Source organism: Allorhizocola rhizosphaerae, from assembly GCF_003426775.1.
GTDB lineage: Bacteria > Actinomycetota > Actinomycetes > Mycobacteriales > Micromonosporaceae > Allorhizocola > Allorhizocola rhizosphaerae.
The window spans coordinates 38,747-50,416 of the sequence record NZ_QJUG01000036.1 but is presented as its reverse complement, the minus strand read 5'-3'; the positions used below and the strand labels follow the sequence as shown (position 1 = coordinate 50,416).

The following is an 11,670-nucleotide window of genomic DNA, read 5'->3' as shown; positions in this document are numbered from 1 at the left end:
CTGGTGCTCGACGACGCCGCGGGCGCCGCGCAGGTGCTGCCGCTGCTGCCCGGCACGCCCGGCTGCGCCGTGCTGATCACCAGCCGGGCGACGCTCAGCGGGCTCGCGGCGCTCGCCGGTGTCCGGACGCATACGCCCGGCGTGCTCGACCCCGCCGACGCGCACGCGCTCGTGGCCTCACTGCTCGGGCCCGACCGGGCGCGCGCCGAACCGGCCGCCGTCGCCGAACTGATCGCACTGTGCGGCGGGCTACCGCTGGCCCTGCGGATCGCGATGGTCAACCTGACCGCGCGTCCGCACGCGACAGTCGCGGAGTACGCGGACGAACTGCGCGGGCGCGACCGGCTGGCCCGGCTGGCGGCGGTGGGCGAGCCCACGGTCGGGGTGCGGTCGGCGTTCGACCTTTCGTACGCTTCACTGGCGGAAGCCGAGCGGCGTGCGTTCCGGTTGCTGGGCGTGTACCCGGCAATGGACTTCGGAGCGGCGTCGGTCGCCGCGCTCTACGGAGTCGATGGCTCGCAGGCGCGGTCACGACTTGCCGCGCTGACCGCCGCCAGCCTGATCACCGAGCACACCGCCGGGCGCTTCCAGCTGCACGATCTCATCCGGTTGTACGCGGTCGACCGGCTCGAGTCCGATGAGCCCCAGGAGAGCCGCCGCCTGGCACGCCAGCGGTTGCTCGACTGGTACCTGCAAACGGCATTGGCGGCCGGAGCTGTCCTCGGTTTCGGCACGGGCGGCGAAGCGGGGCAGGCGTTTGACACCCAGGAAGAGGCGATGCGGTGGTTCGACGCCGAGCGCGACAACCTTGTCGCGCTGATCCGCGCGGCCGCCGCGGACGGCCTGGCGCCCATGGCATTGCGCCTCTTCGAGGCGATCCAGCCGGATCTGCGCAACCGCAACCACGTCGACGCGTGGGGCACGGCCGTGGACGCCGCGCTCGAGGCGGCGTCCGGCGACCCGGCGATGTCCGCACGGCTGCGCCTGAGCCGCGGCACCCTGTGGCTGAACGTTGGCCGGTTCGACGACGCCTGCCGCGAGATGTCGGCGGCCCTGCCCGACGCCGCACTGGCCGGCGACGAGACCGAGATGCGGATGCTGCACAACCTCGCGCTCACCCATCTCGAACTCGGCCAGCTGGCCGAGGCCTCCGAACGGCTCAGCCAGGCCCATGCCATCGCGCTGCGGAATCCCGAGACCGCGCCGGCCAACCTGGCCCGCATCCTCGGCGGCCTCGGCATCGTCTCGCTCGAGCGGGGCGAGCTGTTGCAGGCCCGCGACCAGTTCGCGGGGGCGGCCGCCGCCGCGCGCCAGGCGGGACTGCCGTTTTCCGAGAAGATGGCGGTCGACAACCTCGGCGAAGTCCACCGGGAGCTCGGTGAGCTGGAGACCGCCGGGGCCCACTTCGCCGCGGCGGCCGCGCTGAGCCGCACGCTCGGCGCCCGCCTTTACGAGGCCGCCTCGATGATCGGGGTGGCGGAGGTGCACACCGATTCCGGCCGGCACACCGAGGCCAGGCGGATCGCGGAGGAGTCCTTGCGCACGTTGCGGGAGATGAACCAGCCACGGATCGAGGTGGACGCGCTCAACGTCCTGGGGCATGTGGCCCGGCGCCTCGGCGAGACCGCGCTCGCGATCGACTATTACACGCAGGCAAGGGATCTCGCGCACACCATCCGGTACCGGCGGGCCGAGATACTCGCGCTGGCCGGGCTGACCCAGGCGGGGGAGTCGCCCGAGCACGCGAGGCGGGCGCTGGCAATGGCCCGCGAGGCGGGCCTGGTGCTGCTGGAAAACCGGGTGCGAGCGGTGCTCTCCCCACCCGGCTCCGAATAGCTTTTGCACCCCTCAGCACCTGACAGTCACCCACCGGTCCACCTCATCTCGATCGCCTCCGCGGGTACGCACCAGCGCGACCACGAAATCCTTTCCGGGGTAACGCATCCCGGCTCAGGATCGCGGCCACCGTGCTGCGTGACTCCCAAAAGCGGACCGGGACAGTCCCGCGCCACCGGACCTCTCGTCCGTAACGCGTCGGTCGCGCGAACCTGAACCGGATGACACCGCCCGCAAATAGCCGGCGGAAGTGTCTTCACAACATCAAGAGCTTCGATACGAAGGAGGTCATGCATGAATGTGTTACGGGCGTTGGCGGTCACGGCCACGCTCTTCACCGCACTGGCTGGTGGGCCGTCCACTCCAGCCGTCGCTGACCAAGCCGATAAGGGTCAAGGCATCATCTTGGCCAGCAAGATCGGCGACAAAACGATCGATGCCGGGCCGATTACCAGAATCCAAAACTGTGACGGCCGATACGAGGACTTCAGGATCAGCGACGGTAACTCCTCAGAGCATCGCTGGCAGCTCAGCCCCGGCGGTAGCTGGAGTAATTGGAACTCACTCGGTGGCGGGTTCCTCTACGGCAACCTCGACGTAGGCCGCAACGGTGACTGCAAAGTCGAAGTGTTCGCCGTAGGCCGCAATAACGAGATGTACACCACCTGGCAAAGTGCACCCAACTCAGGGCCTTGGTACTATTGGACATCCATCGGCGGAAAGCTCTACAGCGAGCCGACAACGGTCATCATCAACGGCACGCTCGGTGTCTGCGCCAGAGGTGGCGACGCCAATCTCTGGTGTAATCGCCACACGCAGCCCTACGCTTCGCCATGGACCGGATGGTTCAGAATCTGAACGAGATTTCTGATCCGCATTCGAGACGGCGGGCGAAGTCCGGCTTCACTGGGCCCGGTCGACGAGGCGGTCCGGTCGGGCCACGAAGCAGTGGCTGCGACCTACGCCAAGCAACTCAACGAGCTGGACGCAGCCAACAGGAACCTCATGCTGTCGCTGCAGTCAAGTGAGTTCGCGACAGCAGACCGGGCGGGCGCATCAGCGCCCGCCCGGCTATCCGTTCTCATGTTTGACGTGCACCCAACCTGTCAGCATATGAACCCTCACCCGTCATCGCAGGCCCTGAACTTGCGGTCAGCCCAGTTCACGGCAAGGTACGCCGGGAGGGGTACCGCCGTTCTCAACGACGCTGGCGGCCGTCGCCGCACCGGGCTGACACTGACCTCAGGCCAGACACGTGAGTGGCCGCCCACCGTTGAACGCGACCATGGCGTCGTGCGGGGCCAGCGCCTCTCCGCGGATCTCGGCGTCTACGGTGTGTATTCGTTGTCGGGGCAAGGGCTAACGACGGTAGGGGCTGTGATGGCGGGCTGCCCGGTCTGCTGATGGCCCATCCTGTCGCTTGGCGGTGGGTCAGGCCGAGGATGACCTCTGCTGGCCAGGCACAGCCCTGCACCGAGGGGCCCGAGTGAGCATATCGACTCCTTCAAATAAATAGCTACGGTGCGGTGTTTATCGCAGGGTGAGCGAGGTTTCGGACTCGACGCGGGTCAGTTTCTCCGGGTTGCGGACGTAGTAGAGGCCGGTGATGCGGGCGCCCTCGACGCGGACCGCCATGATGCCGTCGAGTTCGCCGTCCAGGCGTACGACGAGTGCCGGGTTGCCGTTGACCACGGTGGGTTCACAGGTGAGCGCACTTTCGTTCTTGCCGAGACCGCCGACGACCATGCGGACCACTTTCTCGGCACCGGTGACGGGCCGCAGCGCGGCCTGTTTGACTCCGCCGCCGTCGGCTACGAGGACAACATCAGGGGCGAGCACGTCGAGGAGACCTTGCAGGTCTCCGGTTTCGAGCGCATGCTGCATCGACGCCAGCGCCGCCCGGGTCTGGCCTGGGGGGACCACTTCGCGGGGCCGCCGGGCATCAACGTGCAGGCGGGCGCGGTGCGCGATCTGGCGGACGGCCGCAGGGCTTTTGCCGACGGCGGCCGAGATTTCGTCGTAGCTGACGTCGAAGGCCTCGCGCAGCACGAAGACGGCACGCTCTGTCGGCGACAGCGTCTCGAGGACGAGCATCAGCGCGATCGACATGCTTTCGGCGAGTTCGTCATCGTCGGCTACATCCGGCGTGGTGAGCAGCGGCTCAGGCAGCCAGGAGCCGATATACGCCTCCTTGCGGCGCTTCATGGTGCGCAGCCGGTTGAGTGACTGCCGGGTCGTGATCCGGACCAGGTAGGCACGCTGGTCACGCACCTGCGCCAGGTCGACCTTGACCCACCGCAGCCAGGTTTCCTGCAGGACGTCTTCGGCGTCAGCCGCCGATCCGAGCATCTCGTAGGCAACGGTGAAAAGCAGATTGCGGTGAGCCACGAAGGTTTCTGTCGCCGGGTCAATGGCGCGGTCGTTCATGTGGCGAAACCCTCCTTCGTGACCGGCCCAGGTTGTCGAAAGCATTCGAGCGTGAATCCACCGTAAGATCTTTTTGGTTCCTAGCCGTTCGATTCCGGCAACCGGATTGGCGCGGTCGGCAGTGCCCGTCAGCGGGGGGCGAGCGCACCGCCGTGCTTGGCCTGGAGCCGCTGCTGGCGCTTGGCATCCTTGACCGGCCAGGTGTGCGAACCGGGTTTGCGTGCCTCGTCCGCCAGCTGCGTGATGGGGCTCTTGCAAGCAGCTTCCTTGACTTTCGCGCCAAGCCGGCCGGTCAGATGAAGCCACATCGCGGTGTCGTCGCGGTGGGCGAGCTGAAAGACACCAGCCCGGCGCCCCAGGCTGACGCACATGGCGGCGATCCCCTTGCTGAAATTCGCAGGTTGTTGACCGGCTATCCGGCTGAGCACAGTGTCGGCGGCGTGCGAGCCCAGTGGAAGCGCCGCCTGGCAGCTCATCCGCAACGGCAGGCCCGAAGGGGCCGCCGAATCCCCAGCGGCGACGATGTGGTCGTCGTCGACGCTGGTCAGCGTCTCGTCGGTGAGCAGGCGGCCCAAGGCGTCGGTCCTCAGCCCGCTGCGCACGGCCAGGTCTGGAACGCCGAAGCCGGCTGTCCAGATCGTCACCCTGCTTGGGAGCTCGCGGCCGTCGCTGAGCTGCACCGCATCGCGTTTCACCGTGGTCACATTCGCACCCGGGCCGTCGATCACGGTCACACCTAGCTTGGACAACCCTTTGGCCACCGAGCGCCGGCCCCATGGGTGCAAGTACGGGCCGAGTTGCCCGCCGCAGACCAGGGTCACGGTACGCCCAAGCTCCGCGAGCTCGGCAGCCGTCTCGATACCGAGCGGACCGCCACCGACAACCGTCACCAAGGCCGTTTCCGGTGTGGCGTCGAGGACTGACCGCAGCCGCTGCGCCTGCTCCAGACTGGCGGCCGGATAGGCGAATTCGGCCGCGCCGGGCACGCTCGGGCCGGCGCTGCCACTGCCAACCGCGTAGACCAGATAGTCGTAGCCAAGCGGTTCGCCGGCCGCCGGTCTCACCGTGCGCGCAGCCGCATCGATCAGGGTCACGGTGTCCACGACCAGCCGGATGCCCTCGGCCAGTAAATCCCCATACTCGACAACGGCGTCGTCGGTTCCGCCCACCAACTGGTGCAGGCGGATCCGCTCGACGAAACTCGGGCGCGGGTTGATCAGGGTCACCGTCACGTCATCGCGCTGTGTCAGACGATTGGCCGCCATGATGCCGGCGTATCCGCCGCCGATAACGACCACATGAGTGTTCCCGGTCATGGTGTCTCCTTCGTATCCAGGTGTTCGGGCACAAGACACCACATGCCCAGCCGCTGTGACAGGCGTGAGACAGATCACTCCACAGAGCAAGCGCCCGGCACCGAGTTCGCCATGGACCGGAGCATCGGGGAGGGACACCGCCCAGCGGACGAAGCAACCCCGCCAGGGCAGATCACTGCACGCGCCCTCACCCACCCATCACCGGACCACCCGAAGAACTCACCCACGCCGCACAGTCCGGGGGTGCGCTCAAGGCCAGGCTCTAGCCAGCGCTGCCGCCAACAGGTTTCCCGATGCCCTCTGACACCGTCGCGTAAGCCGTGGCCTGGATGGTGTACAGGTCGGCGTAGCGTCCGTCGGCGGCGAGGAGCTCCTGATGGGTGCCCTGCTCGACCAGGCGGCCCCGATCCAGTACGAGGATGCGGTCGGCGCCGGTGACCGTCGAGAACCGGTGGGAGACGACCACGGTGATCGCACCGGTGCGGCCGGCGAGTTCGCGTGCGCGAGCCATGTATCGCTCGAAGATGGCGTGCTCGCTCGGTGCGTCCAGCGACGCGGTGGGCTCGTCGAGCACGAACAGCAGCGGCTCCGCGCGCATGGACGCGCGGGCGAGCGCGGTCTTCTGCCATTGGCCTTCTGAGAGTTCCACGCCATCGAAGCGGCGACCGAGTTGAGTGTCGAGTCCATTGTGGAGGCGTTCGACCAGCGGTGTGGCGTCGGCCGCGCGCACCGCGTCGAGCACACGGGCGTCGTCGTCGACATGCGGCAGATCGCCGATGCCGACGGCGTCGCCGAAGCGGATGTGAAACCGGCCGAAGTCCTGAAACGCGGCGCTGGAGCGGGCGCGCCATGCATCGGTGGCGAGCTCGGCGAGATCGATGCCATCGACGCGGATGCGGCCCGTGTCCGGGGCGTAGAACTTGGCGAGCAGCTTGACCAGGGTCGTCTTGCCCGAGCCGTATTCTCCCACGACTGCCACGACGGAGCCGGCGGGCAGGTGGCAGCTGACCCGGTCGAGTGCGGGCCGTTCGGTACCGCTATAGGTGAAACTGACCTGTTCGAAGGTGATGCCGTCGCGCAGTGCGGCCGGGGGCGGCAGTGTCGCGGTCTGCCGGGCCCCGCCACGGGCGTAGTCACGCAGCCACAGCAGGGACTCGGCTCCGGTACGTCCGCCCATCGCCACGTTCACACCGAAAAGCGTGTCCTGCAAAGCGTCGCGCAACGTCACCGCCACGGTGATCGCGAGCACGAGGTCGCCCAGGGTTCCCTCGCCGCGCGCGGTGCGGTACACGACCAGGGCGAGGCCGGCGCCGAACCCCAGCGTGAAGATGGTCCATCCGGTCAGCCGCCAGGCCGCGGCCCGGACCCTGGCACGGTAGCGACCGCGGATCGCTTTCTCCCACGCCTGCCGTTGCCGGCGAGCGATCTCGAGTCCGGCCCCGGCCACCCGGATCTCCTTGCCGCCGGCCGGTCCGGTCGCCATGTTGAACAGGTGGCGCTGTATCCGGAAGTCCTCCGCGGTGTCGACGTCGGCCCGGCTCACCGCCCGCTGGCCGTACTGGTCGAGCCGCAGCGGCGCGGCGGCGAAGGCGAGCAGGATGAGCAGCCAGGGGTTGACCGTGGCACCGAGCAGAAGCAGGAGCAGCCCGAGCTTCACCGCGTGGCAGACGGCGCGGATCGCCTGCCACGGGGCGTGGCCGAGCTGGTGACCGGCGTCCTGTACCGCCGTCACGCGGTCCAACAGATCGGTGCGTTCGAGGTGGTCGAGCCCTTCCAGTCCGGCCAGCGCCTGATCAACCTGCCGGCGCAAATGCACCGCACTGAACTGGTCCGCGATCACCTTTTCCAGAACCCCACCGGCATCGCGCAAGTACCGATCCAGGGCGAACACCAGCGCGGCGCCGAGCGCACCGAGGATCGCGGCGCGCCGGTCGCCGCCCGCGATGCCGTCGATCGCCTCGCGCAGTGCGAGTGCCAGGGCTGGGGTCATCGCCGTGGACGCGACCGTCGCCGCTATCACGCCTGCCGTTGCGTACGGGTAGCGGCGCCACGACAGTCGTACCAGCTCGGCCAGTAGTGTGAGGTACCGCCGGGTGGTCACCACAACTCCTCTTCCTCGATACGGTCGTCATAACCGCGGTTGAACCGCTCGGCCTGGATCGTGAACATCGCCGCGTATTGCCCGCCCAGCGCCATCAGCTCTTCGTGACTGCCCGCCTCGGCGATCCGGCCGTCGCTGAGCAGCACGATGCGGTCGGCTTGGCGCACCGTGGACAGCCGGTGGGAGATCAGGACCACGGTGGCGTCGCCCTTGTGCGCGGCCAGCCGCCCGAACACGTCGAATTCGGTGCGCACGTCCAGGTGCGCGGTGGGCTCGTCGAGCACGAGCACCTGCGCGCCGGTACGCACCGAATAGAGCGCGCGGGCCAGCACGACCTGCTGCCACTGGCCGCCGGACAGGTCCACCCCGCCGGTACGCGACCTGGCCAGCGGGGTGTCCCAGCCAAGCGGCAGCCGGGCAACCACCTCGTCGAGGCCGGCGTCGCGTGCCGCGGCGGCGAGCGCGTCTTCGTCCCGGGGCGCCAAGGCGTTGCCCAGAACGACGTTGTCGGCGGCGGACAGGTGGTAGCGCACGAAGTCCTGGAACACGATTGAGATCCGCCTGCGCCAGGCCACAGGCCCGATTTCCGCCACGTCGACGCCGTCCGCGGTGATCCGGCCGGACGTCGGTTCGTACAGCGATGCGAGCAGCTTGATGAGCGTCGACTTGCCCGCGCCGTTGAGACCGACGATGCCGAGCAGCTCGCCCGGCCGGATCTCCAGGTCCAGGTGGTCGAGCACCTGCCTGCCGGTACCGGGATAGGCGAAGCGGACATCCTCGAAACGGATCAGTGGCGCGGCCGCCCGCGGCGCGTGCCCGGCGACGGCATTGCCCACTGTGGACGCCTCAGGGAGTTCCTCGCGCAGCCGGTCGAACGCCCGCAAACAGGTCAGTGCGTTGATCGTCAGGTGGGCCTGGTGCGCGTCCGCCGGGAAGATGCCCATCGCGGCGGCGAATACGGCCGCCGCGATCGCCACCGGCGCCTGGCCACGGACCGCGTCCGCGGTCACCGCGAGATAGGCGACCGAGAGCGGCCCGAACACCAGCGGGACCTGCCACCACTGGCGGGCGAGCACCTGGCGGCCAACGCTCCACATCGGATCGAACGCCGCCCGCATGTACTGCTGAATCCGTTCCACCGCCCAGCCGGCGAGCCCGAAGACCCGGATCTCCTTGCCCTCGCTCGGCGAGACCAGCGCCTGCGCCCAGACATCAGCACGCATGCCGGGCATGAGCACGCCCCGCCACACCCGTCGCCAGTCGCGGCCCTCCAGCTGAATCAGCCCGTACAGCGCGGCGGCCGACAGCACCAAAAGCGGGACCGGCCACCACGCATAGGCGGCCAGGACAGCGCTCGAGCCCACGATCCCGATCACCCGCCCGATCACGTCAAGCTGGGCGAGCGCGCCAGGGCCGGGTGTCCCATCCATGAAGCTTTCCGGGTCGGCCCGCGCCTGGCGGATCAACACCTGCACATCGGCCCGTTCCAGCGCACCGATCGTCGCGCTCATCGCGGCCAACCGGGACACCTGCGCCCGATGGTCGCCGTCGATGCGCATTTGCGCGAGGTAGGACAACGGCTCGCGAACCGTGCCGAGCAGGTGACCGAGCAACAGGACCGTCAGGTACGCCAGGAGGGCCGTCGTGGCGACACCCGCTACGCCAACGTCCCGCGCGACGCCGCCGACCAACGCTGCGAACGTCAATGCGGTGGCCGCCGGTATCAGGCCGCCCGCGACGGTCAACAAGACAAGCCCGGACAGCAGCCCGGGACCGACCGATCGCAGCCTTTTGAGCAGCGCGATGCGGTCGGCGACAAGATGCGCCAACAAAACCATTCCTCCGAACCGTCGATTGTGGACAGAGCCGGCGCACTCGCCGGCGACCCGCTGGGATGCGCACGCAGAATGCGCACAAGAAGGGACGCCCCGTGCGGCACGCATCACGGATGTACGTGAGCGCGCTCATCGAGCGGGCACGGACGTCTTCAGCGCGGTCCGGAGGTTTACACCATGACCAGTAGTCTTGATCGATGAGAGTGGCTCGTCAAGCCATTTCGCGAAGGCTGGGGATGCTGCTAAACATGCTGGCGCGAGGCAGGTACACGTTCGGTGCGGCCGCGCCCCGCCGCTCGTATGCCGCCCGCCAGAGGGGAAGGTCTTCATCTCCGAAACTCACGCCGCTAACAGCATGCCTCTGCTGATCCTGAAGCCGTGCCGGCCCCTCCAGGACGGCGACCGCGAGTCGCATGCGGTGCGGCGGGTCTGCAGAACGTGGTCAGCTGCTGGCCCTACGAGAGTGCACCGAGGCGTTTGGCGTCCACGAGCCCCTATCGTCCCGATCGGCGCGACCTTCCACGATCACCGGATCGGTGCGAACACTGGGCGCTGGCGCGTCGCTGCCGTCACCTCCGCAGGCATGGCCGGTACACCAAGCCGATTCTGGATCTTCGACTACAGCGTCTGAACGTTCCCGCCATTGCCCTGTCGGACGAAAGAAAGAGGAAATGAAATGCGGACTCAAGTTAAGGGCGCTATTCAGGCGATGTTGACCGATGCCCTTGGATGCGACGGTTCGCTCACACCTACAGTCCTCATTGGACGCGACGGCCGTGTTCGGGGAGACCTCCTGGTCTGTGACCACGAGAAATCTTCGCCGACCGGCCGTCGCGGGGTCGCGACTATGACGGGTCTGACCCGCGATCAAGTCGACCGGCTCGTCTGGCCGCGTGCGCCAGCGCAAGCCTGGACCCAGCTCGCCTGGTCCTCAAAACCTGCAGCTAATACCAGTATCGGCGGCCGAATACCGGCCGGTTGACCGAGCCGAGCAGCATGAGAACGGCGCCGACGACGAGCAGGATTATGCCTATCGTGGTCAGGATGCCGATGCCCGTCAGCCATCCGATCAGCAGCAGGACTAGACCTAATATCAACACTTCTGGCTCCACGGAAGAGAGGGATGTGCGGTACGTCGTCCTGTGTACCCAACTGCCGAGCACAGAAACCTCACCACATCGCGCCGACGAGGTACGATCGTCCGACCGCAAGCCCTCAAGGATCCACGAGCCCAGACAAGTTCGGACTGCGTACCAAGACGCACTGTTATCGCCCAGAAGGGTGCGTTCGTCCACGAGTGGTGGTGTTCTCTGGACCGGCGCGAGCTGCCTCGCTGGCAGCGGCGCCGGTCCGTGATCGGGCTAAACTGTGATCTTTTGTGCGAAGACCTCGACGTGTTCGATTTGCACTACGCCACCGTTTGTCGGCATGTCGTAATCGTGTGAACAGTAGATGTCAATCCAGTCCGGTTGGGCCAAGTCGACGAGGCCTGGGATGGTCATTGTCCGATGCCAGCCACCCGCGCCGCCCCAGTCCTGCAGTTGTCCACCGATTTGTGCCTTGGTACCAGCGGTCCGTATCCAGCACCGGAAGGACTTCACCTCAAGACTGTGGGCGATCAGAACGGTGGCCGTGACGCTCCAGATCCCGGCCGGAAGTCTGTCGCCCGGCTGAAGCAGTGCCACAACGGCCACCCCACCGACGCGGGACATCGGCCGGACCGTGCCTGACCCCCACCGCATGATGGAGTTTGTTGCGGTCAGCTCGATCTGGCCGGCGTTGCAGGTGCCTTCTTTCTGAACATCCACGGCGCGTTGCCTGTCGTTGCTGTTGTAACAGCTGGTGGTCATGCGGGAGGCGGGGTCTGGGGCGATGGCCAGCGCGGCGGACGCGGACACCGTCACCGTCACGACGGCCGCCATGGCCGCGAACACGAGGCCTGGCCGGTGTAGGCCAGTGATGGTCGGTTTCTTCATGCCGGTTCCTTTCCGAGGTGCATGGTGATGCGATGCGATCTGGTTCCAGCCTTGGGCACGAAGTGGGTACAGGGTGAGTGGTCGGGCGACGCAGGACTGTCCCGGTCCAGTTGACACCAGTCCCGGCCACGCTTTGCAAGCGGCAGCATGGGATCGATTAAGACTCCGGACCGTACCAA

Annotated in this window: 8 protein-coding genes; 2 read left to right on the top strand and 6 right to left on the bottom strand. The window is 67.5% G+C overall.

What is annotated here, in order from left to right; translation table 11 throughout:
- On the top strand, positions 1-1,836 hold a 1,836-nt coding region (locus DM816_RS10145; RefSeq protein WP_162907306.1), incomplete at its 5' end, for a tetratricopeptide repeat protein.
- 294 nt (positions 1,837-2,130) lie between these two features.
- On the top strand, positions 2,131-2,694 hold the full coding sequence (locus DM816_RS10140; protein ID WP_117209900.1) for a DUF8189 domain-containing protein: 564 nt from the start codon (positions 2,131-2,133) through the stop codon (positions 2,692-2,694).
- 672 nt (positions 2,695-3,366) lie between these two features.
- Here the strand turns inward: DM816_RS10140 and DM816_RS10130 are convergent.
- The 6 genes from DM816_RS10130 to DM816_RS10110 form a co-directional block, all read right to left on the bottom strand.
- A complete protein-coding gene (locus tag DM816_RS10130; RefSeq protein ID WP_117209898.1) occupies positions 3,367-4,263 on the bottom strand; it encodes an RNA polymerase sigma-70 factor in 897 nt (298 codons plus the stop codon).
- A 128-nt stretch (positions 4,264-4,391) separates the two neighbouring features.
- Positions 4,392-5,579: an NAD(P)/FAD-dependent oxidoreductase gene (locus tag DM816_RS10125; RefSeq protein WP_117209897.1), complete on the bottom strand. Its 1,188-nt coding sequence runs from the start codon at positions 5,577-5,579 to the stop codon at positions 4,392-4,394.
- A gap of 262 nt (positions 5,580-5,841) precedes the next feature.
- On the bottom strand, positions 5,842-7,680 hold the full coding sequence (locus DM816_RS10120; protein ID WP_211588624.1) for an ABC transporter ATP-binding protein: 1,839 nt from the start codon (positions 7,678-7,680) through the stop codon (positions 5,842-5,844).
- Positions 7,677-9,518, bottom strand: a complete 1,842-nt coding sequence (locus DM816_RS10115; protein ID WP_117209895.1) for an ABC transporter ATP-binding protein — start codon at positions 9,516-9,518, stop codon at positions 7,677-7,679. The genes DM816_RS10120 and DM816_RS10115 overlap by 4 nt, the downstream gene beginning before the upstream one ends.
- Positions 9,519-10,459: 941 nt before the next feature.
- On the bottom strand, positions 10,460-10,615 hold the full coding sequence (locus DM816_RS42385) for a hypothetical protein (RefSeq protein ID WP_162907305.1): 156 nt from the start codon (positions 10,613-10,615) through the stop codon (positions 10,460-10,462).
- A 261-nt stretch (positions 10,616-10,876) separates the two neighbouring features.
- Entirely contained in the window at positions 10,877-11,437 is a 561-nt protein-coding gene (locus DM816_RS10110; RefSeq protein WP_162907304.1) for a hypothetical protein, read from the bottom strand.
- Between the last annotated feature and the right edge of the window lie 233 nt (positions 11,438-11,670).

Excerpts from the sequence above, each read along its gene's own strand:
- DM816_RS10140 (WP_117209900.1), top strand. The coding sequence starts at position 2,131 with ATGAATGTGTTACGGGCGTTGGCGGTCACGGCCACGCTCTTCACCGCA.
- DM816_RS10130 (WP_117209898.1), bottom strand. The coding sequence starts at position 4,263 with ATGAACGACCGCGCCATTGACCCGGCGACAGAAACCTTCGTGGCTCAC.
- DM816_RS10125 (WP_117209897.1), bottom strand. The coding sequence starts at position 5,579 with ATGACCGGGAACACTCATGTGGTCGTTATCGGCGGCGGATACGCCGGC.
- DM816_RS10115 (WP_117209895.1), bottom strand. The coding sequence starts at position 9,518 with ATGGTTTTGTTGGCGCATCTTGTCGCCGACCGCATCGCGCTGCTCAAA.
- DM816_RS10110 (WP_162907304.1), bottom strand. The coding sequence starts at position 11,437 with ATGGCGGCCGTCGTGACGGTGACGGTGTCCGCGTCCGCCGCGCTGGCC.